The sequence below is a fragment of the Marinobacter sp. DS40M6 genome, assembly GCF_028581595.1.
Classification (GTDB): Bacteria; Pseudomonadota; Gammaproteobacteria; order Pseudomonadales; family Oleiphilaceae; genus Marinobacter; species Marinobacter salarius.
Map to the genome: position 1 here is coordinate 503,379 of NZ_JAFCAE010000003.1, position 23,357 is coordinate 526,735.

The window sequence follows — 23,357 nt, forward strand, 5'->3', positions numbered from 1 at the left end:
ATCCTGCTTCCCAACCTGTTAGTTCCTGCGTTGACGCTGGTTTCCGCCACGTCCACCCTGGCTGCGGTTGCCTTGGGGACGCCGGCCACCACGCTTGCGAGTGATCGGCGGTTTGGCGAGTTCGGTCATCAGCGCTTCATCCGGCACCGCCGTGGTCAGTTTCTGGCTGATGTAGGACTCGATAGCCGGCAGTGAAAAGGCATCGTCCTCACTGGCAAAGCTGACAGAGACACCGTGCTTCCCTGCCCGACCGGTGCGTCCGATACGGTGAACGTAATCCTCAGCGTTGTCCGGCAGATTATAGTTGAATACGTGGGTTACACCGTCAACGTGGATACCACGACCGGCGACATCCGTGGCAACCAGCACCTGAATGCTGCCATTCTTGAACTGTTCCAATGTCTTCAGCCGCTTGTTCTGGGCGATTTCCCCTGACATCAGCGCGACCTTTACGCCCTGGTTGCGAAGGTCCTCATCCAGGTCACGACACTGGTCACGACGGTTCGCAAAGACGATGGCTTTTTCCACCTCGGGGCGCTGAAGATAGTTGACCAGTACCGGCAGTTTTTCATCCTCGCCCACCAAGTAGACAGTCTGCTTAACTCGCTCGGCGGTCTTCTGTTCCGGTTCGATCTCGACGAATTCCGCACTTTTGGTCCACATCGAGGCGAGGTTGAGGACGTCCTGGTTAAAGGTGGCGCTGAACAGCAAGGTCTGACGATCTTCCTTTGGCGTGCACTTGCGGATAATGCGCTTCACATCAGGAATAAAGCCCATGTCCAGCATCCGATCCGCTTCATCCAGAATCAGGATGTCGAGCTGGTCGAGAAAAACGTCCTGAGAGCCCAGGAAATCAATCAGCCGGCCCGGGGTTGCCACCAGTATGTCAACGATCTCGTTCTGGAGCTGATCGCGCTGTTTATCGTAGTTCATACCACCCACCACGGTGACCACATTATGGCCCGTGTAGCCGCATAGTTGCTCGGCGTCCTTGGCGATCTGCATGGCCAGTTCACGGGTTGGCGCCAGGGCCAGAACCCGGGGTTCCGAGGCGAACCGGTCCTCTTTCGGAATCGGCGTTTCCAGCATGCTCTGGATAGCAGTGATCAGGAATGCGGCGGTTTTACCGGTGCCGGTTTGAGCCTGGCCGATCAGGTCCTGGCACGCCAGGGTGAACGGAAGAGTCTCTGCCTGGATGGGTGTGCAATGCTCAAAACCGATATCGGTGATGGCATCGAGCACTCGCTGGTCAAGGTTGAGATCCTTGAAGAAGGTTTTGCCGGCTTCGGGTGCGTCAGATGTCATGTTGCTTCAATCTACCTCAGTGTCTGTGGCGGAATCGTCGGGCATCAGGCGCCTGGTCTCTTTCTTCCAGACTTCGTTAAAATCAGCCCCGGTTCCGTAAAATGTCTTGAGCGTCTCGAAAAACAGGCCCGCGCGGGCCGGCATGCCGTGCTCAAGGTAATAATTTGCCTGCGCCCGCACATTCCTGCGAAAGGCGTTCTCATCCCATGCCCCGCAACCGGAGAGATTGTCGACGCTGATGTGGAAACGTGTGCCCGATGCGGCAGAGAACAGCCATTCCAGGGCCTGCGGCTTGATTTCAGCCTTTTCAAAGGCTTGCTGCTGCGCCTCGTCGCGGCCATCGGGACAGTACCAGTAGCCAAAGTCCCGAAGTGTGCGCCGGTGCTCACCGGCGATACACCAATGACTGATTTCATGCAGAGCACTGGCATAATAACCGTGAGCAAAGATAATCTGTGCGTAACTGCCAGACGCCGTTGCGGGCAGGTATTCAGGCTCATCGCTGCCCTTGACCAGAACGGTCCGGTAATCCTCCCGGAACAGGTCACTGAACAGCATGATAAGATCATCAGGATCGTGTTTCATGGGACGGCTATTGTGCGACTTTAGACCGTTCAATACCAGAGGGAACTTTTGCCTGACAAATGAGTCCATTGCAACCTTGGGATGCAGGGTTTCAACAGACACTGAGACCACGCAGATATTTCCAGAACCAGCTACGGTAATCCATTGACTATGACCGGCAACAACACAGCCTCACGCAGTAGTGCTCTCCATCGGGTGCTGAGCCGCTTTTTAGTGTTTCTGGCACTGTCCGCCGTATCGCTGTTCGCGTCCGCGGCAGGCAATTCGCTGTTCGGCGGCAGCAACGATTTCCTGCCGGTGGACGAAGCCCTGCCGTTCAATTACACCGTCGATACCGGCGCTATTGTGCTGTCCTGGGACGTCACCCCTGAACACTACCTCTATAAAGGCCGCATCCAGGTAAGCAGCAAAACAGACGGCGTCACCCTGGGTGAACCTGATTTCTCCTACACCGGTACCGATACGGAGGATGAGTTCTTCGGCAAGGTCACGGTCTTCTACGACCCGGTTCAGGCACGCGTCCCGGTCAATCTTCCGGAAGGCGTCCGCGAGGCGGAGCTTCAGGTTACCTACCAGGGCTGTGCCAAGGCAGGCCTGTGCTACCCGCCGCAAACCCGTGACGCGCTGTACTACGCCAGCGCCGGAAGCAACGACGCCCCCGTTCCTGCCGGCATGTCCGGCTCTTCGGGGTCATCAGGCAATGTCCAGTCATCGTCAACAAATGCACCCACGGATACATCCTCGGCGACCGGGCTCGCCGGCTTTTTGGCCAACCAGTCTGTCCTGGTCATCGCGGCCCTGTTTCTGCTACTTGGGCTGGGGCTGACCTTTACACCCTGCGTCCTACCCATGGTGCCAATCATTTCCTCACTGGTGTCCAGTCGCAACACCAGCACCACCGCCCACGCGCTGCTGCTTTCCGGCAGCTATGTCCTGGGTATGGCACTGACTTATGCCGCAGCGGGTGTGATTACCGGGTTACTGGGTGCCAGTTTCAACCTTCAGGCACACCTGCAGTCGCCGTGGGTGCTGAGCGTTTTCGCGGCACTGTTCGTGGTATTTGCCCTCTCCATGTTCAACCTGTTTGAGATCCAGCTTCCCCGGTTTATCCGGGAACCGCTCAACGATGCCAGCCATCGCCTGACCGGCAGCCGCGTGGTCAGCATCTTCGGCATCGGCGCGCTGTCAGCACTGATCGTTTCACCCTGCGTGTCGGCACCGCTTGCTGGCAGCCTGCTTTACATCAGTACCACCCAGGATGCCGTCATTGGAGGCGTTGCCCTGTTCGCCCTTGGGCTCGGCATGGGCATTCCCCTAATACTCGTGGCGGTGGGTGGCCGCAAACTGTTGCCTTCCACCGGTCCCTGGATGAACGTGGTTAAGGCCTTCTACGGCGTCATGCTGCTGGCGGTTGCAATCTGGTTGGTGGAACGGCTGGTACCAGCCTGGCTGGCGCTGACACTCTGGGGGTTACTGATTGCCGTGACTGGCGTGCAGCTCGGAGCCTTCGATGCCGCAAAGGCTGGCTGGGAGCGCACTCGCAAAGGCCTCGGCCTGGTGATGTTTGCCTACGGTATTGCGCTCTTGGCCGGCGCGGTGTCTGGCGCCAATGATCCAATGAAGCCATTAGCGCCGTTCACGGCAGCCAACCCGGCGGTTGCGGGTGGCTCTGCCTCCCAGATGGCCCACGCCCAGTTCCTCCGCCTGGAATCGCCCGCCGATATTCGCAATCAACTGGCCCAGGCCAAACGAAACGGCACCCCGGTCATGCTGGACTTCTACGCCGACTGGTGTATCTCCTGCAAGGTTATGGAGCGGAACGTTTTCAGCAATGACTCTGTGATCCAGGCGCTGTCACCCTACACACTGCTGCAACTGGACATGACGGACAACACGCCCGCCCAGCAGGCACTGCTTGAGGAACTGGGGCTGTTCGGCCCGCCAGCCATTCTGTTCTATGGCAACGATGGGGCTGAGCTGGAAACCGCCCGGATACTGGGCGAAATGGACCGCGAACAGTTCCTCGGCCATCTGAACGCACTGGACATGTCGGGCGGCTCCTGACAGCCTTCAGTCACTCCCCTCGTCGGATGAAGTAAACAAATTCCTGGTCATCCTCGGCGCTGTACACCAGCTCGTGATTCAGGAACTGGCAGAACCTCGGTATATCCCGGGTTGTTGACGGGTCCGTGGCAACCACCTTCAAGACGCCCCCTATACTGATATCCACGATTCTATTATGCAGCAGCATGACGGGTTCGGGGCAAAACAGTCCCCGGGCGTCCAGCTCTGCATCGTGTTCCGGTTGTCCCAATGTTCTTCCTCCTGCGATTCCACCTGAATTTTGGAAAATACGTGCTAAATTATTGTTTATAGATGTCAAAAAACAAAACGAGGTAAACAATGATCCGGGTGCTGATTGAACGTCATATTGCTGAAACACTCGAATCCGCCTACGAGGACAGATCCCGCAAGGTCCTTCAGAACGCCGTAAGCGCCCCCGGCTTCGTTTCCGGTGAAACGCTGGTCGATACCCACGACTCCAACCATCGCCTTACCCTCTCCAACTGGCGCTCCGAAGCCGACTGGCAGCGCTGGTTCCTCTCAGAGGAACGCCGGGAACTGATGGCGGAGCTGATTCCAATGATGGACCGGGACGAGATTATCACCGTGTGGCAGCATAGCTAAAGCACGCTATTTACAGGCGCTCAGTCCCTGCGTTCTATGAAGCAGGTGATCTCCTCACGATCGTGGTAGAGGTGACGGGCCCTCAGCAGGAAGTTCATTTCCGTCTGTGCAAGGCCTTCTTCCAGGATGTCCTTGCACACCAACCACTCGTCGTATCGTTTTTTCATCGGTAGTTTCAGATTGAAAACGGTATAGCGACAAAGCTTGGCAGACAGCCAATGCACGACCATCTCCGAGGTTCGGCGTGGATGGTCGGCGATATCGCACACCATCCAGTCCACACCGCGCCGGGGCCTCCATTGATAACCATCTGCCTCAACATGCTCTACGTGTCCGGAAGCCATCAACTCAACATTCATGGGCCCATTATCAACGGCGGTCACCATCATACCCTGCCGGACCAGTTGCCAGGTCCAGCCACCGGGAGCAGCGCCCAGATCCACAGCCTGCTTGCCGCTTCCCAGGTAGTCCAGTTCCTGGCCCGGGGGCAGGAACACCTTCCACGCTTCTTCCAGTTTCAGCGCCGATCGGCTGGGGGCGGACGCGGGCAGTCGAAGCCTTGGTATACCACTGACGTAACGCGCACGATTGCCGGCCAGGCTGAACCCGACGATGGCGCGTTCAAACCCCGTCAGCAACACTTCAAGCCGTGCCGGCGACTCAGCTTTCGAATCCTTCTCCAGTAACCCGGCGCCCCTGAGCGCTTTCGACAGTGGGGAAACCCATTTGCGGGCGAAGTTGCCGAGGTCTGCGTCAGCGTTGTTTTCGGGAAGACGAATTTCAATACGGGCACAGACAGGAATCGCCCCATCAACGGACCGCAATGCGTCAATAACGGCGCCGACGCGATCCGACGTGGGCAGGGCTATGTCCGCTAAAACCACAAACCAGTCCCTGACAAACACCAGCTGGTCGATGGACAGCCGCTGGACCAGTATCTCCACCTGCCCGGACCCCGGGCAGTGAAAGGTCAGAAATCCCTGGTTTACAGAGGGCTCGAAGTAACCATAGACCCCGCCGCTGGCAGCCGAGTCGGTTAACTCCCGCCCCGCTTCCGTCTCGAACCCGGGACGACAAATTGCAATCAGTTGTTCCATTAGGCACCTGGACAGGGCTTCTCACCAGAAACCCCAAATTTGAATCTGTTTAACATATACACAGCCCGCATTTGTCTACACTATTGGGCTTTCCGCTGGCAGGAATACCTTAATGCCGCTGTACCTGCGCTTTCTGTTCCCACTGATCGGGCTATTACTGGTCACGGACCTGGCACTGGCGACCCATCCGGGAACGACACCTCATTGCCCGGCGCTGGACGCCATCGATCCGGTGCAACGGGAAGCGCTGATGAACCATGTCTGCTTCCTGAGCGCAGCACCCGACACGCCCGCACATCGGGCCGAATCCCCCCGTGAACTGCCGGCGGATATTCAATGGACATCCGCCAGGGGACACGATCTGGTATTCAGCCACACCGATTCGGTGTACTGGGTTCGCCTCAATGTTCGGAATTCCGGCGATAGCCAGAAGCTCTGGTACCTGAAGCTCAATTACCCACTGCTGGATGAAGTAACGTTCTGGCGCTCCAGCGAACTCGTTGAACCAGCCTTGACCACGGGGGACCAGCACCCCTTTCTCTCGCGGGGCATAGATTACCGGTATTTCCTGCTCCCCGTCACGCTCGGCGCTGGCGAAACCCAAACCATCACCTTGCGGATTCAGAGCAGCGGGGCATTGAACGTTCCGCTGTCGCTGAAAACGCCGGAAACGACGATCGCGGAAAGTAACCACCTTACCCTCCTGCACGGCTTCTTCTATGGGGCGTTGCTGGTCTTTGCGGTATTCAACCTGCTGCTCTTTTTCAGTTCCGGCACCGGCTACTACTTCTACAACGCCTTTTACATGGCATCCCTTGGGCTGTTCCTGTTCGCCATGGGCGGTTTCGCCAACCAGTATTTCTGGCCCGACAGTACCGGTTTCGCCAATACATCGATTCCCATGCTGATGTCGATCAGTTCGCTGGCCATGACCCTGTTCGGGCGCTCATTCCTCGAAATCCCCACCAACACGATTGCGAACAAGGTGTTGACGGGGCTTGCCCTGACCAGCGCAGGCCTGTTCATCATGGCATTCCTGTTGCCCTACAACAGATCCATCGTATTGAATACCGGGATTGCACTGCTGATCATTGCCTGCCTGTTTATCATTGGCATCATCCGCTGGCGCCAGGGATATTCTCCCGCCAAGTGGTACGTAGTGGCATGGTCTGGCATGTTGGCAGGCGCCCTGATCTATTCAATGGCTGCCTTTGGTTACCTGGCTGACTTCCTGGCGCGGGAAATCTTTATGCAGGCCGCCGTTGGAGCGCAGGTTATTCTGCTCAATTACGCCATGGTGCAGCGTTGGCGGCTATTGAATAAAAAGCTTCTGGACGTAGAGCATAACGCCAGAACCGAGCTCGAGTTAAAGGTGCATGAACGCACCGCGCAGCTTCGCAGCGCCATGAGAGAGCTGGAAAAGGCAAACCGGCAGCTGGCAACCCTAAGCCTCAATGACGCTCTGACCGGGCTCCATAATCGCCGTCATATGGACAACCTGCTGCCGGAACTCTGTGCCGAAGCCCGACGTACTGGTCAACCCCTGACCATTGCTCTATTGGATGCCGACCACTTCAAGACTGTCAACGACTCCTGGGGGCACGAGTTTGGTGATCGTTGCCTGCAACACATTGCCGACATTCTCAGGCGCCACGTCAAACGACCCCGTGATGTTGCTATCCGCTTTGGCGGAGAGGAATTCGCCATCCTGTTACCCGGCACCGACGCGAATGGCGCTCTGGGTGTCTGTGAAGGGATTCTTGAGGATATCGCTGCGATACGCGTGCCTGCGGACGATGGCACACCGGTTACGCTGACCATGAGCGCCGGTACCGCCACGTTATCCCAGGGGGATGATGAGCGAGATCTGTTCCGGCGTGCCGATGAGGCGCTCTATCGTGCCAAAGCGTGCGGTCGAAACCGGACTGAGCAAGCGACGCCCGAGGTCTCCTGACTCATTCCTGCCCGATCATAAACCTCGCAGCTGCTGCCGCCGCCTGCTGAATCAGGTCTTCCCGGCTCTCACTCTGTCGCGCCAGGGGCCGATAATCGTGGTCTCCACCTTCCAGCCACGCCAAATTTACGTTATCCAGGGTGTCCAGTGCACGCGCCTCAACCTCTGCCTGTTTGCCGAAAGGATCACGCGTTCCCTGAATGATCTGTATTGGCCGGCACAATGACTGGAAATGATCCGTCCGCCACCGATCATTTTTGCCAGGAGGATGAAAGGGATAGCCGAAACACACAGCACCACGCACCGCGTCGTCAATGCCGGGCTCAGCAGCCAGAATGCTGGCCATTCTTCCCCCCATGGACTTGCCTCCGACAAAAACGCCGGCCTGCCCGTCGATGCCGGCGCAAGTTTCTGCAATGACCGTGCGGAAATGCCCAAGTAGTGTTGGCTGGCGGTCTGGTGGCCGCTTTTTGCCATCCTCCCGCCGCTTCTCCATATAGGGGAACTCAAACCTGACGGTCGTCACGCCCTGCGCTGAAAGCGCTGCCGCCAGGAGCTCCATGAACGGCGAATCGGCGGGTGCACCTGCGCCATGTGCAAGGACAAGCACCGGCGCTGCCACACTACTTTTCGCCCTGGTTTTGAATACGGTTACAGAATTCACCAAACCTCCGAATTATGACTATCATTAGTGTTCCGGGAAGCAATGCATCAACCGAACATCAAAAACCGCTTTTGGAGCATTCGTGATTACCCTTGTAGATTCGCCATGTTACTGATTTAGACCCAGTTGACAGAGTTTCAGAGTTGATCTACGTCATTGCAAACAGCTAATCGTTTCTCCATACTTGCGCCCGCATATTTTCCCCACTCTAAACCCATTGGTAAGGCTATGAGCACAGTAAATGCTAACCTGACATACAACTACAAGGTGGTGAGACAGTTTGCCATCATGACGTTGGTCTGGGGCATTGTTGGCATGGGCATGGGTGTGCTGATCGCATCCCAGCTTGTTTGGCCCTCGATGAACCTGGATTTCTCCTGGACTCACTTCGGTCGTTTACGGCCGCTCCACACAAACCTCGTCATCTTCGGGTTTGGTGGTTCGGCACTGTTTGCCACCTCCTATTACGTTGTTCAGCGTACCTGTCAGGCGCGACTGATCTCCGATGGGCTCGCGGCGTTCACCTTCTGGGGCTGGCAAGCCGTGATGGTTGCGGCGATCATTACCCTGCCAATGGGCCTCACCTCTTCCAAGGAATACGCAGAACTCGAGTGGCCAATTGATATCCTTATCGCCATTGTCTGGGTGTCCTACGCACTGGTTTTCTTTGGCACAATCATGCGGCGCGCCACTGCCCACATCTATGTGGCCAACTGGTTCTACGGCGGTTTCATCCTGACCGTGGCCATTCTGCACATTGGTAACAACCTGGCCTTACCGGCGGGCGCCTTCAAATCCTACTCCGCCTACGCGGGCGTGACTGACGCGATGATGCAGTGGTGGTGGGGCCACAACGCGGTCGGTTTCTTCCTAACTGCAGGCTTTCTGGGGATGATGTATTACTTTGTTCCCAAACAGGCCAACCGCCCTATCTACTCTTATCGCCTGTCCATCGTTCACTTCTGGGCGCTGATTGCGACCTACGTATGGGCGGGTGGCCACCACCTGCACTACTCGGCGCTACCGGACTGGGCCCAAACCGCGGGCATGGTAATGTCACTGATCCTGCTTGCACCCTCCTGGGGCGGCATGATCAACGGTATGATGACGCTGTCGGGTGCCTGGCACAAACTGCGTACCGACCCGATCCTCCGCTTCCTCGTGGTGTCTCTGTCGTTCTATGGCATGTCTACGTTTGAAGGCCCGATGATGGCCATCAAGACGGTTAACGCGCTCTCGCACAACACGGACTGGACCATTGGCCACGTACACTCCGGTGCACTGGGCTGGGTTGCCATGATCAGTATCGGCGCCATCTATCACCTGATTCCCAAACTGTGGGGCCTTCAGGCCATGTACAGCGTCAGCCTGATCAACGTCCACTTCTGGCTGGCCACCGTGGGCACCGTACTCTACATCGTTGCCATGTGGGTGAACGGTATTATGCAGGGGCTTATGTGGCGCGCCGTCAACGAAGACGGAACCCTGACCTACAGTTTTGTCGAAGCCCTTGAAGCGTCCGAATCAGGCTATTTCGTGCGATTCCTTGGCGGTGTGATTTTCCTGACCGGTATGCTGGTGATGGCATACAACGTATACATGACCGTGCGTCAGAAGGAAGCCGTTGCTCAGGACAATACAGCAGCGCAAGCGGCGTAACGGGAGACAGAATCAATGAAACACGAAATTGTTGAAAAGAACCTGGGGCTGATGATCGTACTGATCATCTTCACCATCAGTGGTGGTTTCCTGGCAGAAGTGGTTCCGCTGTTCTTCCTGGACGAGACCAACGAGCCGGTTGAAGGCCTTGAGCCCCTGTCAGCACTGGAACTGGAAGGCCGGGACATCTATATCCGTGAAGGCTGTCACGTCTGCCACACCCAGCAGATCCGCCCGTTCCGCGCTGAAACCGAGCGCTACGGCCACTACTCCGTTGCGGGCGAGTTTGTCTACGATCGTCCGTTCCTGTGGGGCTCCAAGCGTACCGGTCCTGACCTGGCGCGTGTCGGTGGTCGCTACTCCGACGCCTGGCAGCGCCAGCACCTGTACGATCCCCGCAGCGTTGTGCCTGAATCCAACATGCCCGCTTTCCCGTGGCTGTTCGAGAATCGCATCGATCACACCAGCACCGAGTCCAAGCTGGAAACGCTCCAGACCCTGGGCGTGCCCTATACCGACGAGCAGGTTGCCGGAGCGGCCGACGAAGTCAGGGGCAAATTCGAAATCGAAGCCTTGGTGGCGTACCTGCAGCAGCTTGGTACCGTGATTTCAGATAAACGGTGATCCCCATGGATATTAACGAGTTACGCGGCATTCACTCACTGGTCATTATGGCCATGTTCCTTGGCATCATCTGGTGGGCCTACAGCGCCCACCGGAAGAAGCCCAACGACGAGGCGGCCCACCTGCCCTTCGAGGATGACGACGTGGAAAAGCGTACTCTTGAACAGGAACAAACGGAGAAAAAGCAATGAGTACCTTCTGGAGCATCTGGATCAGCGTGATCGTGCTCGGTACCGTGTTTGGCTGTTGGTGGCTTCTGTATGCCACCCGCAAGGGCCAGACCACCGATACTGAAACCAACAAAACCGTTGGTCATTCGTTCGATGGCATTGAAGAATACGACAACCCGCTGCCAAAGTGGTGGTACTACCTCTTTATCGCGACCTGTGTTTTCGCACTGGGCTATCTTGCCCTGTACCCGGGCCTGGGTAACTACAAGGGGCTGCTGGGATGGACCGCTGAGAACCAGTGGCAGGCCGAAATGCAGCAGGCCGATGCCCGTTACGGCGAGCTCTACGCCAAGTTTGGTGACACACCGGTGGCCGAGCTGGCAGAGAACGACGACGCCATGAAAATGGGCCAGCGGCTGTTCGCCAACAACTGTGCCGTCTGCCACGGTTCCGCTGGGCGCGGCTCCCTCGGGTTTCCCAACCTGACGGATGACGACTGGCTGTATGGCGGCGACCCGGACACCATCCTGACCACCCTGCACCAGGGGCGTAACGGCAACATGCCCGCAAAGGGCACCATGCCGGGCATGACCTCTGAGCAGGTCGATCAGGTTGTAAACTACGTGCTCAGTTTCAGCGACCGGGCAAAAGACGAAGAAGCCGCTGCCAAGGGCGAGCAGGTGTTTGCACAGGCCTGCGTGGCCTGTCACGGTCAGGACGGCAAGGGCAACCAGGCTATGGGCGCCCCGAACCTCACCGACAATACCTGGCTGTACGGCTCCACCTACGAGTGGATCAAGGAAACCGTGGTAAACGGTCGTGCGAACCAGATGCCCGCACAGGGTGACCGGCTCTCCGACGATCAGATCCAGATCCTGGCTGCGTACGTCTACAGCCTGTCCAACTGAGTACCCGGCCGGGATTCTGTCCCGGCCCGGTCTGCTCAACCCTTGGCCTGCCACCTGCGGACCAAGGCTTGAGAAGATCGACTGCCCCACAGTCCACTGTGAATCAGGGCGCCACATCATCGGGAGGTAACGATGAGCAGTGAGATTCCGGTCAAACAGATTGACCCATCCTCTGACACCTCCGACAACAATAAAAACACCGGAACTGTCGAGCTATACGCCAGCCGCAAAAAGATCTACGTCAAAGGGGTCAAGAAGGGCTTCTTTCAGCGTATCCGGAATGTCAGCCTGACAGCTCTGATGGGCATGTACTTCCTGTTCGTCTGGTTTACCGTGGATGGTCAGCCGCTGATTCATTTCGATCTCCCGGCGCGGGAATTCCACCTCTACGGAACCACGTTCTATCCCCAGGATTTTATCCTGCTGTCGGGTATGCTGATCATCGCCGCTTTTGGTCTGTTTTTTATCACCACGCTGTTCGGCCGGGTGTGGTGTGGCTACACATGCCCCCAAACCGTTTGGACATTTATCTTCATGTGGGTGGAGGAGCGTATAGAGGGCAGCCGCAATAAGCGGATGAAGCTGGACAAGGCGCCCCGTTCCGCTGAGAAAATCGCCAAAAAATCCGCAAAGCACTCCGCGTGGCTACTGATTGCGCTCGCCACCGGCCTGACCTTTGTTGGTTACTTCTACCCCATCCGTGAACTCATCACCGACCTGTTCACCCTGCAGGCCAACGGTTGGGCCTATTTCTGGGTCGCATTCTTTACCGCCGCCACCTACCTGAACGCCGGCTGGCTGCGTGAGCAGGTATGTCTGTATATGTGCCCCTACGCCCGCTTCCAGTCCGTCATGTTCGACCCCGATACCCGCGTGGTGTCCTATGATCCCAACCGGGGGGAGCCCCGCGGCGGGCGCAAGAAAGGCATTGAACCCTCGGAACTGGGCCTTGGTGACTGCATCGACTGTGGCCAGTGTGTTCAGGTATGCCCTACCGGCATCGACATTCGAGACGGGCTGCAGTACGAGTGTATTGGCTGCGCGCTGTGCATTGATGCGTGTGACGAAGTCATGGACAAGATGGAATATCCGCGCGGCCTGATTCGCTATACCACTGAAAACGAACTGGAAGGCAAAACCTCGAAGCTGATGAGACCGCGCACCTTTGGTTACGGGCTGGTATTGCTGCTGATGGTTGGCGCGATTGTATTCACAATTGCCACCCGGGTTCCGGCACAGCTTGATGTCCTGAGGGATCGAGGCGCCCTCTTCAGCTTCAATGGTGAAGGCCGGGTAGAGAATACCTACACTCTCAAAGTCGCCAATATGTCGGAAGTGCCCCAGACCTTTACGATCTCGGTTTCAGGCCTGGAAGGCATCCGGTTGCTGACCGAGAATACCCTGACGGTGGCGAGCAGTGAGAACCGGGCACTGCCGACGGTGGTGGATGTCGCGCCCGAGAAACTCTCGGAAAGCAACAATGCCATTGTCTTCACGCTTGAATCACAATCCGACGAATCGCTCGTTCTTGAAACCGAAAGCCGGTTTGTCGGTCCAAATCGCTGATCCCCTGACACCAACCAGTGAGACCAGCCTTGAGAGACAGCACTATGAATGAAAACGCACCCGTCGTTCCCTGGTACCGGCAACCCTGGCTCTGGTTCCTGCTGATATTTCCCGGCGCCGCCATTATCTGGTGCTCCATCGCCATTACGGTCGCGATAAACACCGACAACTCCATGGTAACCGACGACTATTCCAAGGAGGGTCGCGGGATCAACATGGCAATTGCACGCGACCAGAAAGCCCAAGACCTGGGCCTGACGGCAGATATGACATTTGGCGAACGGGAAATCACCCTCTCCATGGATACTGCCGACGGCCCTGCGAACTACCCTTACCTGATACTGAGCCTGTATCACCCGACCATGTCGGAGTACGACCGCACCATACAATTCCGGGCAATCGGCGAGGGACTATACAGCGCCACCCTGAATCAGCCGATTGAAGGCCGCTGGTACTTTGACCTGCGTGGCCCGGACAACCAATGGCGACTGAAAGGTGAGTCCAGCCTGCCATCGCAACGCTCCCTGAGCCTCGGTGCGGTCACAGAAGACCGCGGGTGATCCCCTTGGATTGTTATCATTGTGGTGAGCCGGCCACTGGAACGCCACCCATCACCCTGGAACTTGAAGGAGCGTTGCGACACTTCTGCTGCGTTGGGTGCAAGGCGGTCTGTGAGACCATTCGCGCCGAAGGCCTCACCGGGTTCTACCAGTTCCGCACCGAGCCGGCCGTCACCCCGAAGGCACTCAGCGATTCCGAACGGAACCGTATCCTCGAAGTGGACCATCCCCTGGTTCAGAAGTCGTTTGTATCTCCCGTTACCGCTGGCCAGGAAGCCACACTGCTTGTAAGCGGCATCACCTGCGCCGCTTGCATATGGTTGCTGGAAAACCACATGGCCAGGCAACCGGGCGTGGTGTCATTTTCCGTCAATCACAGCACCCAGCGCGCGCGACTGGTCTGGAACCCGGAGCACTCAAAACTCAGCCAGCTACTGATTGCCGTCCATGAACTGGGCTATCGAGCCCGCCCCTATCAGGCCGATGAGGCCGAGAAAGCCCTGAAAGCCGAACATCGCTCTGCACTGATCCGCCTGGCTGTCGCTGGGATAGGCTCGTTCCAGAGCATGATGCTGGCCTTTCCGCTTTATTTCGAACTGGTGAATGACCTGTCGCCAGAGTTTGTCAGTTTTTTCCGCTGGTTCAGTCTTCTGGTCGCCACCCCCGTAGTCCTTTACAGCGCGCGTCCGTTCTTCACAAACGCATTCAGGGATCTTCGCAGCCGTCACCTGACCATGGACGTACCGGTGGCCACCGCGATTGGCCTGGCCTATGTCGCCAGCGCATGGGTGACGGTATTCGGCGGCGAGGAAGTCTATTTCGAGTCCGTCTGTATGTTTACCTTTTTCCTGCAGCTTGGCCGCTACATTGAGATGCAGGCCCGTTACCGCGCCGGGCTGACAGGCAACGCGCTGGCCGGCTTCCAGCCCATGGTCGCCAACCGCATCCAGGGGAACGGCAGTGATATCGTCGCCACCCATGACCTGGCTGCCGGCGACGTTATTCGCATCCGGCCTGGCGAAACATTGCCCGCAGACGGCGTCATCGTCAGCGGCCACTCCACCCTTAACGAAGCGGCTTTGACCGGTGAATATCTGCCGGAAACCCGTAGCGAGGGTGACCCCGTCCATGCTGGCAGCATCAACGGCGAGAACCCGTTGGAGGTTGAGGTTCGCCGCGCCGGCACACAGACCAGACTGTCCGGCATTTTGCGGGTGCTGGATCGGGTGCAGGCTGAGAAGCCACCCGTTGCGCTGGCGGCCGATCGAATTGCCGGCGTGTTTGTCAGCCGTGTGCTGATCCTGGCCCCACTCATCTGGATTGGCTGGTGGATGGCCGGCGCCGATAATGCCTTCGACATTACGCTCTCGGTACTGGTAGTGACTTGCCCCTGCGCCCTGTCGCTCGCCACTCCAACGGCAATAACGTCGGCAACCATGAGACTTCGCAAGCTGGGCTTCCTTCCAACACGCGGACACACTCTGGAATCCCTGAACACCATCGACACGGTGATTTTCGATAAAACCGGCACCCTGACCCGCGGTGAGCTCAGCCTGGTGGATACCCGAACCTTCGGCAACCTTGATGCGGATCGATGCCGGCAACTGGCAGCCAGCCTGGAGAAACATTCGGAACACCCGATCGCCAGGGTATTCCACCAGATACCCGGTTACGCCGCCAGGCAGGTACAAAACCACTTGGGCGGTGGTCTCTCGGGACAGGTAGACGGGGCACCCCTCTACATTGGCCACCGGGATTTTGTGGAAGAGAAGGTGGGTAGCCCGGCGCCGGAAGCCGACACCTCCAAAGGCATGGAGATATGGCTGGCCACGGACCGTGGCTGGATGGCCAGGTTCACACTGGACGACGAGCCCAGACCGGATGCAAGAGAAGCCGTCCAGGCCCTGCAAAATGCAGGACTGCGCACCATTCTGCTCAGCGGCGACCGCTCAGGACACGTTGAGCAGATAGCAGGCAGACTCGGCATTGATGAAGCGATCGGCCAGGCCTCACCGGAAGAGAAACTCCGCGTACTGGAGAACCTCCGCGACCAGGGCCACCAGATCATGATGGTGGGTGATGGCCTCAACGACCTGCCCTCCATGGCCGGTGCTGGTGTGTCCGTGGCCATGGGAAGCGCTGCCGATCTGACCCAACTCAAGGCCGATGCAGTGCTGTTGAGCGGGCAGTTAACGCAACTGTCCGAAGCCCTGAAAGCCAGCCAGGACACACGCCGCGTCATCCGCCAGAACATGGCCTGGGCACTGGCCTACAACGTCTGCGCCCTGCCCCTGGCGGCAGCGGGTCTGGTTCCACCCTGGCTGGCGGCCATCGGCATGTCCCTCAGCTCACTGGTGGTGGTACTCAATGCCATGCGGCTAGGTAGGCAGCGAGGCAACCCGGTATCCCACGCCCCGGCGGTTGGCGCCGAAGCAACGTCCTGATACCGTGAACACTGAATCACCCAACACGTTTGAGGTAGCCCTGTGCAAATCGTAATGATCCTGGTTCCGGTCATGCTGATCCTGGTGGCACTAGGCATCCTGCTGTTCTCCTGGGCCGTCAAGAACGGCCAATACGATGACCTTGATGGACCTGCCCATCGCATCCTTTATGACGATGACAAAGACATGATCCCGGACGACGCCAAACAACCCAAGCAGGATGCCAACTCCAACTCTGCCGAGGAGCCGGGCGACAGCCACAAATCCTGATGGGCGAAGAACTTTACCTGAGTTATTCCAGCGCCTTCCTGATTGGCCTGCTCGGCAGCACCCATTGCCTGAGTATGTGCGGAGGGATCAGCGCGTCACTGTCCATGGCACTGCCTGTTGGCCGGGGCTTCCGTGTTCGCCAGACCGCCATGCTGCTCGCCTTCAATGGCGGGCGGATTGGCAGCTATGCAGCGATTGCGGCCCTGATCGCGCTGCTGAGCACCAGCGCCTCGGCCTATTGGACGCAACTTGGCCCGATACTTCGAACAATGGCAGGGATACTGCTGATCCTGATGGGACTGTCCATGGGGCAGTGGTGGCAAGGCATCCGCTACGTGGAACGCATCGGTGCCCCGGTCTGGAAACGTCTGTCACCGCTCACCGCCCGAGTGCTCCCGGTGCATTATTTCCACCAGGCGCTCATCCTTGGCGCACTCTGGGGCTGGTTGCCCTGCGGGCTGGTCTACAGCACCCTGGGCTGGGCTGCCCTGCAACCCTCGGTGGGCAGCGCGGCCACCACCATGTTGTTCTTCGGCCTCGGTACCCTGCCATCCATGCTGGCCACCGGTTACGCCGCCACCTGGATCCGAAAACTGCGGGAACACCAACGCTTTCGGCAGATCGCCGGACTGCTGCTGATTGGTTTCGGTATCTGGACCCTTCCTGTCACTGCCTTTTTGCATACCGGTCACGGATAGACAAGGGCTGGACTACCGGCTCGAACTGATCAGATATTAAGCACGTCCAACCGTCCGAAATCGGGTGTTTGGGGCTCGACCGTCCCGGCACTTTGGCCCGGCTCGGAATGGCGGTGACCCTCACGGAAGTTGTACAGGGAGGTATCGGCGAGGTGTGACGGCTCAACGTTACACATGGCCCGAAACATGGTTTCCAGGCGCCCCGGGTGCTGCTTGTCCCAGGTCTGGAACATGTCCTTGATCACCTGACGCTGCAGGTTTTCCTGGGAACCGCAGAGGTTGCAGGGAATGATCGGGAACTCGCGCAAGCTGGCATAGCGCGCAATGTCTTTCTCCCGGCTGTATGCCAACGGGCGAATCACCGTGTTCCGGCCGTCGTCGCTGTGCAGAACCGGCGGCATGGATTTCAGCTTGCCGCCATAGAACATGTTCAGGAACAGTGTTTCCAGCAGGTCATCCCGATGGTGCCCCAAAGCAATCTTGGTAACGCCGTGTTCTTCCGCAAAATTATAGAGAATTCCGCGACGTAGGCGGGAACAAAGTCCGCAGGTGGTCTTCCCTTCCGGTACTTTTTCCTTAACAATACTGTAGGTGTCCTTCTCGATGATGTGATACTCAATATCGAGAGCCGAAAGGTACTCAGGCAGCACTTCTTCCGGGAAGCCGGGCTGCTTCTGATCCAGGTTCACAGCAATCAGCTCAAAGCGCACCGGCGCGCTTTTCTGGAGATTCAGCAGGATATCGAGCATGGCGTAGGAGTCCTTGCCGCCAGACAGGCAGCACATGACTTTGTCACCAGCCTCGATCATCGAGAAATCAGCAATCGCCTGCCCCATTTCCCGGCGCAGGCGCTTCTGCAGCTTGTTCAGTTCCAGTTTCTGCTTGCGCTCCGCTTCAGGAGCCTGGGCGGTTTCGGAGTTGGCAGTTATTGCTTCGGGCATAGGAAAACGTCGTTCATAAGGTCAGTGAGCGTCGGATTATACGCGTGCAAAAGTTCCAGGGACAGGATACAGACATGGATATGTTAGACACAAAACCGGAAGCCACCGGTAAACGGGAATTCAACCGTATTCGCAACCGCAGTGCCATTCTTGACGCGGCGCGGGAGTGCTTCCGGGAACGGGGGTACGACAACACCACCATCCGCGATATCGTACGCCGTACCGGCCTGGCGGCAGGCACCTTCTACAATTACTTTTCCAGCAAACAGGACATTTTTGCAGCCCTGCTGACAGACTTTCTAAGCGGCCTCAATCACAACCTTACCGAGTGCCGAAAGTCCGCCAATTCCGCTGAAGACTTCATCTACTTTGCATACCTTTCGCTGTTCCGGGCCACCGCCAGCGACCCACTGGTTTACGAGCTGGCGCATCGTAACGATCGTGCCATCCGTGAACTGTTCGGCTCGGACATTCTCGGGCTTGCCATGCTCTCCCTGGAGGACGATGTCAGGAACGCCGTTGAGCGTGGCCTGTTGCCGGAGATGGACGAAGAGTACCTGTGCGCCGCTTTCTTCGGGGTAGGCTACGAACTCAGCTTGCGCCTGGCCTACCGTGCCCACAATCGGCCCGCCGAGGCCGAGGCCGAGGCCAGGAATGCCACCCGGTTCGCGACCAACCTGTTCCTGAAGGGGTTGGAGCGGGACATGCCTCTTCCGTAACGGCGCCCTGTCGCCTACCATTGGGGCATGAATCAACCCGATACCGCAACACAGGGCGCCAAGGCGCTGGATGGTGACGCGCCCAATGAGACGCTGAATTTTCAGATTCAGCACCTGCTGGTTGCCACCGAGCATATTCTTCGTCGGCACCCAGCCGGAATCAACGAGCTGGGCCTTATCAAAACCCTGCAAGAGCCGCCCTGGGAGCTGATTGGCGAGGTCAACTTTGGCGAACCGGACAAGCTCTATCCGGTTCATTTCCTGCTGTTCCATGTGCTGTACCGGCTACGGGATCAGCTCGCCACCGGCGGAGAAACCCTGACCATTTCGCCACTGGTGATTCAACTTCGCAAAAGTTCTGTGGTGGCAGGCGCAGGTGTGCCCGACCGCATGGACGAACTGCGGAATTTTTACCTGGACCTGTCCAAGTACGAGCTGCCGGAAGACGCCATAAACCGGATGATGGACGATTTCTGGGCCGGGCGCAGCGGCAACCGACCCGCCGCCACAGAAGCGAGTGAAGCCGCAGCCGTCCTCGGTTTTGATGCCATTCCCCCTGGCTTTGACGACGTCAAACAACGCTTCCGGCGGGCTGTTATGCATGCGCATCCGGACCGGGGTGGCGAAACCGAAACCATCCAGGACCTAAACCAGGCCTTCGCCGTGCTCAAGGCTCACTTTCAGACCTGATTGCACCGGAATTCCCGATTTCAAGGACACACCAATGGCACCAAGAATGATGACCCGATCTCTCCTTCTCCTGCCCATCACGGCGTTCGCGCTGACTGCCAATGCCGATCTGGTAGTGCTTCAGTACCACCATGTCAGTGACTCGACGCCGTCCTCCACCAGTACGTCAGTGTCCCTGTTCCAGGGACAACTGGATATGATTGAGGATCTGGGGCTGGAGGTCGTTCCGCTTGAATCAGGAACCCGCGCAGCACTGGCGGGTGAGCTGAACGACAGGTCCCAGGTTGCCATCACCTTTGATGATGCCTACGAATCCGTCTACTCACAGGCAGCGCCAGCCCTGCAAGAGCGGGGGTATGAGTACACCATATTCGTCAATACCGAGGCCGTGGGCAGCCATGGCTATATGACCTGGGATCAGTTGCAGGAAGTCAGAGACCGCGACGGCGTGACCATCGCCAACCACAGCAAAGACCACGGCCACCTCGCAAAACGCCCAGGTGAATCCGATAACGATTGGGAGGCACGTGTCAATCGCAGCCTGGATGAGGCCCAGGAAACACTCTCCGAAAAACTGGGGACCAACATTCCGATGTTTGCCTATCCCTACGGCGAGTTTGACGACGCGTTATTACGCAAGATTGCGGCACGTGGCTGGCTCGGCTTTGGACAGCAATCCGGCGCCATCGGGGAGACTTCCGCCGCCACACGTCTGCCTCGATTCCCGGTGGCGAACGCCTACGGACAACTCAACAGCCTTGAAGACAAACTACGTAGCAAGGCGCTGCCAGTCGATGCCAACAAGCTGCCGGACGGCGTTATCTCTGAGAACCCGCCCACCCTCGCTTTTACCGTACCGAACACCATCAGCGTCGACCGGTTGAGTTGTTTTGCCTCCGGCCAGGGGCGCGTAGACTTCCAGGTATCGAGTGGAGATAAAGTCATTCTCAAGGCTCCTAGAAGCTTTAACAGCCGTCGTTTTCGCTACAACTGCACCCATCCGGCCCCCGATGGCAGCTATTATTGGCTGTCACAGCAATGGCTTGACCTGAGCCAGCCTGAAGACTGAACGTCACTCGCCAGCCCGGGAGAGACTGAGTTCACCGGTACGGGTGTGCGGGATGGCCTTGGGCCCGTACTTGTCCTCGATAACCGTCTGCCCCGCCAGATCCGCCTCGCGCGTGAAGATCACCATCCAACGCTCACCCCGGCTCGGGAACACCGGAATGTAAGCGTGAAGGTAGCCGTACTGGTACCAGGATTCAGGAACATAGCTGGCAACCAGGTCAGTCACGATTCGAACCGGGGCGAACGAGGCATCAAGAAACGCCACCGAGGCCACAAACATTCCTTCGTGGTTGAACGACCTGAGGTGGAGGATGAAATCGGTAATTTGCTCCGCCGGCGGCAGCCTGACCAGACGGTAATGGCTTTCACCCGTGCTGAATGAATGGCGGGGGGCCTCGTCACCCATGGACACCCCGAATTCACGACCTTCCTGCCATTGCTCAGGCTCCGACCGTTCCAGCGCCTGACAGCATTGCCCTGCCCACTGCTGGAAAAAACGATCCTCTCCGGGATCGATTCCCAGGACAGCCATGGCTTCGGGGTCAGCATCTTCCGGCAGGCCCGGCAGCCCGACCGTTTCTCCCGGTTGATGGATACTGGCCTCCGTCAGTTGAATCGGCGGCTTGATGCGCCCCTTCTCGACAGCGGTCCGGGTATCCGGCTGGTAATAGCTGACACGAATATTGCCCTGGGCATCACGCCAGGTGAAATAAGGCTTGGGTTCGCCCGGACGAACATAGCCGTCTTTTTCGAGCTGATTGGCATCGGGATAATTTTCGAGATTGAATTCTTCGTGGTACCCGCTGGAAGAATCATCCCCGGAAGCCGACGAGTCCGCAGAGCCAGTTCGGGGAGCATCCTCAGCGTTTGCCTCCTTGCCCTCGCCCTTATCTCTCTCACCGGTGCTCTGCGGTATTGGCGACTGTCTTACCCGCCCCTGCTCGTCCACCCAGGTAAAATAACCCTCGCGGCTGCCAGAGGCGTCGGGGCCAGACAACTGGCAGCCACTTATAACGACAGCCAGACAAGCGATAACCATAAAATGGCATTTGGACATCGGGGCAAAACACCCTGTTCGTTAACGCGTTTGCGTCAGAATTTGGTACGGAAACTGAGACCTGCCGTGACAACCCGTAGCGAGGTTTTCACATCCAGCCCCGCATAGGGGTTGTAGATGATATTGGTAATATTGTCACAGTTTAGGTTACAACTGCCGTTGGCAGGAACCGTTTCTATGGATTGCAGATAGCTCAGGTTCATGTCGATCTCAGTATCCTTATCCCACCGATACCCCATACCAATACTGTAGAGGTTTGCACCGCCGAACGGCGCCATAATCTGGCGCTGGTCATCGGGAATTACCGAATCCCGGATTTCCATACCCGCGCGAAGGTCCAGACGGGACGACGCATGGAACTCCAGCCCAAAACCCCAGTTCCACTGATCGGTAAAACCGAGAGGCAACCTCAGTGTGTTGGGAGTGGCGTTCTGCGGTGACAGAATCCGCGCGGCGTTCAGGAACTCCAGGTTACGATCGAAGCGAAACACAAACGCGTCCCACTGCTTGTAGTCCGTCCAGCCAACGTCCACATTGACCGTCAGCTTGGGATGGACATCCAAGCTGATGCCGGTCTGGAAATGCTGGGGATAGGTCAGGTCCATGGAGACGTTGCCCGCTTCCCTTGGGGCACCGGACGGCAAGCTCAGGATAGCCGAGGTGATGGCACCCAGCACCGAGCCGTTGACGCTCTGCCAGAAGCCGGACCAGTCGTCGGTGTACTCTATCTCGAAAGTACCCTTCATATTCATGTCGGCTTCGGAGGTATAACTCGCCCCCCAGGCGAACCACTCATTGGGTTCCCACATCACACCCAGCGCGTAGGTGGGTGACAGGGTTTCCTGCACGTTGATACTCAAGGCACCAATGTCGTCCCAGGGCCCGACATTACCCCCGCAAAGGGCCAGCCATGGCTGCAGAGGCTCATCCCCACTTTCGCAGTTGAAGGCATCCTGAAGAACCTCCGCAACGCCCAATAGCATGTTGGGGGCGCGCATGTACTGATCTGCGGCAACCCCCATATGCGACAGATGGATTCCGGCACCCACGGACCACTCGTCGTTGATCTTGTAACCAACGGTTGGCGACAGATAAGTTGTCCGCTGCAAGGCCGTTGCCTGTGGCATATAGCGCCCCGGGTCGTCCTTGTCGCGATAGAAGCCGGCGGCCAGGGGCAGGTAGAAGGCGTTGCCAAAGGTCAGTTTCGACCCGGGCGGGTTGATGCTGATACCGGCAGACGGGGCGACGGCGGGGCCAGGCGGCGCCCGCAATATGCCAAACCCCGGGAGATACAGGGCAACATTGTTGGTATGGCTGTGTTTGTTTGCGACCGGGTCCCGCTGTTTGCCAGTGAGAGGATCTGTTCCCAGGCCATCAATGCCGAAAATCTCGTAGCCATCCGGGGCATGGAAATCGGCGTCAATGTCCAGGTAAACGCTCATCAGGTTAACTTCAAGCTGACGCCCATCCAGCTTGGTCAGCCCCGCCGGGTTGTAATGGATCGCCATAATACCGGGCGGATCGGCCGTCACGGCGTTACCCAGGGCCAATGCCTTGGGATGAATGGTCAGGTTCTGTGCCAGCTGCGCCTCGACACCACAGGTCACCGAGGCTGCCATAATGGCAGCGGCAATCTGTCTCTTGTGGCTGGTTATTCCCATGAAATCTTCCCTTCCCGTAAAACGTCAGA

General features: G+C 57.9%; 23 protein-coding genes. 15 read left to right on the forward strand and 8 right to left on the reverse strand.

From position 1 onward, the window contains the following. Nucleotides 1-18: 18 nt before the first annotated feature. Together JJO78_RS09970 and JJO78_RS09975 are read right to left on the reverse strand one after the other, a co-directional pair. On the reverse strand, nucleotides 19-1,305 hold the full coding sequence (locus JJO78_RS09970; RefSeq protein WP_273623545.1) for a DEAD/DEAH box helicase: 1,287 nt from the start codon (nucleotides 1,303-1,305) through the stop codon (nucleotides 19-21). A 6-nt stretch (nucleotides 1,306-1,311) separates the two neighbouring features. Then, nucleotides 1,312-1,890, reverse strand: a complete 579-nt coding sequence (locus JJO78_RS09975) for an elongation factor P hydroxylase (RefSeq protein ID WP_273623547.1) — start codon at nucleotides 1,888-1,890, stop codon at nucleotides 1,312-1,314. Between the two features lie 150 nt (nucleotides 1,891-2,040). Between JJO78_RS09975 and dsbD the strand changes: the two genes are divergently transcribed. Beyond that, nucleotides 2,041-3,954 (forward strand): protein-disulfide reductase DsbD, encoded by a 1,914-nt coding sequence (gene dsbD / locus JJO78_RS09980; protein ID WP_273623549.1) that lies wholly within the window; start codon nucleotides 2,041-2,043, stop codon nucleotides 3,952-3,954. 10 nt (nucleotides 3,955-3,964) lie between these two features. Here the strand turns inward: dsbD and tusA are convergent, their stop codons facing one another. Next, the gene (gene tusA / locus JJO78_RS09985; protein WP_041334240.1) at nucleotides 3,965-4,204 is read right to left on the reverse strand and encodes a sulfurtransferase TusA; all 240 of its coding nucleotides are present in this window, start codon (nucleotides 4,202-4,204) and stop codon (nucleotides 3,965-3,967) included. A gap of 89 nt (nucleotides 4,205-4,293) precedes the next feature. On the opposite strand from tusA, the gene JJO78_RS09990 reads away from it, so the two are divergent. Then, nucleotides 4,294-4,578 (forward strand): antibiotic biosynthesis monooxygenase family protein, encoded by a 285-nt coding sequence (locus JJO78_RS09990; RefSeq protein WP_041334237.1) that lies wholly within the window; start codon nucleotides 4,294-4,296, stop codon nucleotides 4,576-4,578. Between the two features lie 20 nt (nucleotides 4,579-4,598). Here JJO78_RS09990 and rlmM read toward each other — a convergent pair whose 3' ends face one another. Then, a complete protein-coding gene (rlmM, locus tag JJO78_RS09995) occupies nucleotides 4,599-5,675 on the reverse strand; it encodes a 23S rRNA (cytidine(2498)-2'-O)-methyltransferase RlmM (RefSeq protein WP_273623554.1) in 1,077 nt (358 codons plus the stop codon). Nucleotides 5,676-5,787: 112 nt separating this feature from the next. On the opposite strand from rlmM, the gene JJO78_RS10000 reads away from it, so the two are divergent. Next, the gene (locus JJO78_RS10000) at nucleotides 5,788-7,629 is read left to right on the forward strand and encodes a sensor domain-containing diguanylate cyclase (RefSeq protein ID WP_085680193.1); all 1,842 of its coding nucleotides are present in this window, start codon (nucleotides 5,788-5,790) and stop codon (nucleotides 7,627-7,629) included. Between the two features lies 1 nt (nucleotide 7,630). Here JJO78_RS10000 and JJO78_RS10005 read toward each other — a convergent pair whose 3' ends face one another. After that, nucleotides 7,631-8,293 (reverse strand): alpha/beta family hydrolase, encoded by a 663-nt coding sequence (locus JJO78_RS10005; RefSeq protein ID WP_052479672.1) that lies wholly within the window; start codon nucleotides 8,291-8,293, stop codon nucleotides 7,631-7,633. A 228-nt stretch (nucleotides 8,294-8,521) separates the two neighbouring features. Here JJO78_RS10005 and ccoN point away from each other — a divergent pair, with 228 nt between their 5' ends. The 9 genes from ccoN to JJO78_RS10050 all read left to right on the forward strand — a co-directional run bounded on the left by ccoN (nucleotide 8,522) and on the right by JJO78_RS10050 (nucleotide 17,192). Beyond that, nucleotides 8,522-9,952 carry a cytochrome-c oxidase, cbb3-type subunit I gene (gene ccoN / locus JJO78_RS10010; RefSeq protein ID WP_007153696.1) on the forward strand — a complete coding sequence of 477 codons (1,431 nt, stop codon included), beginning with the start codon at nucleotides 8,522-8,524 and terminating at the stop codon, nucleotides 9,950-9,952. 15 nt (nucleotides 9,953-9,967) lie between these two features. Next, entirely contained in the window at nucleotides 9,968-10,576 is a 609-nt protein-coding gene (gene ccoO / locus JJO78_RS10015; protein ID WP_007153695.1) for a cytochrome-c oxidase, cbb3-type subunit II, read from the forward strand. Nucleotides 10,577-10,581: 5 nt separating this feature from the next. Continuing rightward, nucleotides 10,582-10,767, forward strand: a complete 186-nt coding sequence (locus JJO78_RS10020) for a CcoQ/FixQ family Cbb3-type cytochrome c oxidase assembly chaperone (RefSeq protein ID WP_036205261.1) — start codon at nucleotides 10,582-10,584, stop codon at nucleotides 10,765-10,767. Continuing rightward, nucleotides 10,764-11,654, forward strand: a complete 891-nt coding sequence (gene ccoP, locus JJO78_RS10025) for a cytochrome-c oxidase, cbb3-type subunit III (protein ID WP_041334233.1) — start codon at nucleotides 10,764-10,766, stop codon at nucleotides 11,652-11,654. Before JJO78_RS10020 ends, ccoP begins: the two co-directional genes overlap by 4 nt. A gap of 132 nt (nucleotides 11,655-11,786) precedes the next feature. Then, nucleotides 11,787-13,220 carry a cytochrome c oxidase accessory protein CcoG gene (gene ccoG / locus JJO78_RS10030; protein WP_075196237.1) on the forward strand — a complete coding sequence of 478 codons (1,434 nt, stop codon included), beginning with the start codon at nucleotides 11,787-11,789 and terminating at the stop codon, nucleotides 13,218-13,220. A gap of 44 nt (nucleotides 13,221-13,264) precedes the next feature. Beyond that, on the forward strand, nucleotides 13,265-13,780 hold the full coding sequence (locus tag JJO78_RS10035) for a FixH family protein (RefSeq protein WP_075196238.1): 516 nt from the start codon (nucleotides 13,265-13,267) through the stop codon (nucleotides 13,778-13,780). Then, complete coding sequence (locus JJO78_RS10040; RefSeq protein WP_273623565.1) at nucleotides 13,777-16,224, forward strand: heavy metal translocating P-type ATPase; 2,448 nt, start codon at nucleotides 13,777-13,779, stop codon at nucleotides 16,222-16,224. Before JJO78_RS10035 ends, JJO78_RS10040 begins: the two co-directional genes overlap by 4 nt. A 42-nt stretch (nucleotides 16,225-16,266) precedes the next feature. Next, entirely contained in the window at nucleotides 16,267-16,494 is a 228-nt protein-coding gene (ccoS, locus tag JJO78_RS10045; protein ID WP_041334231.1) for a cbb3-type cytochrome oxidase assembly protein CcoS, read from the forward strand. Then, a complete protein-coding gene (locus JJO78_RS10050) occupies nucleotides 16,494-17,192 on the forward strand; it encodes a sulfite exporter TauE/SafE family protein (protein ID WP_273623566.1) in 699 nt (232 codons plus the stop codon). Before ccoS ends, JJO78_RS10050 begins: the two co-directional genes overlap by 1 nt. Before the next feature lie 29 nt (nucleotides 17,193-17,221). Here JJO78_RS10050 and ttcA read toward each other — a convergent pair whose 3' ends face one another. Next, nucleotides 17,222-18,133, reverse strand: a complete 912-nt coding sequence (ttcA, locus tag JJO78_RS10055) for a tRNA 2-thiocytidine(32) synthetase TtcA (protein ID WP_075196242.1) — start codon at nucleotides 18,131-18,133, stop codon at nucleotides 17,222-17,224. A gap of 74 nt (nucleotides 18,134-18,207) precedes the next feature. Here ttcA and JJO78_RS10060 point away from each other — a divergent pair, with 74 nt between their 5' ends. Genes JJO78_RS10060 through JJO78_RS10070 form a run of 3 tightly spaced genes read left to right on the forward strand, consistent with a single transcriptional unit; the run spans nucleotide 18,208 to nucleotide 20,611 of the window. Then, entirely contained in the window at nucleotides 18,208-18,852 is a 645-nt protein-coding gene (locus tag JJO78_RS10060; protein WP_273623567.1) for a TetR/AcrR family transcriptional regulator, read from the forward strand. 27 nt (nucleotides 18,853-18,879) lie between these two features. Continuing rightward, on the forward strand, nucleotides 18,880-19,542 hold the full coding sequence (locus JJO78_RS10065; RefSeq protein WP_273623568.1) for a DNA-J related domain-containing protein: 663 nt from the start codon (nucleotides 18,880-18,882) through the stop codon (nucleotides 19,540-19,542). A gap of 46 nt (nucleotides 19,543-19,588) precedes the next feature. After that, a complete protein-coding gene (locus JJO78_RS10070; protein WP_273623657.1) occupies nucleotides 19,589-20,611 on the forward strand; it encodes a polysaccharide deacetylase family protein in 1,023 nt (340 codons plus the stop codon). A 3-nt stretch (nucleotides 20,612-20,614) separates the two neighbouring features. Here the strand turns inward: JJO78_RS10070 and JJO78_RS10075 are convergent, their stop codons facing one another. Beyond that, entirely contained in the window at nucleotides 20,615-21,607 is a 993-nt protein-coding gene (locus JJO78_RS10075; RefSeq protein ID WP_273623569.1) for a MalM family protein, read from the reverse strand. A 95-nt stretch (nucleotides 21,608-21,702) separates the two neighbouring features. Next, nucleotides 21,703-23,328: an OmpP1/FadL family transporter gene (locus JJO78_RS10080; RefSeq protein WP_273623571.1), complete on the reverse strand. Its 1,626-nt coding sequence runs from the start codon at nucleotides 23,326-23,328 to the stop codon at nucleotides 21,703-21,705. Nucleotides 23,329-23,357 lie beyond the last annotated feature (29 nt).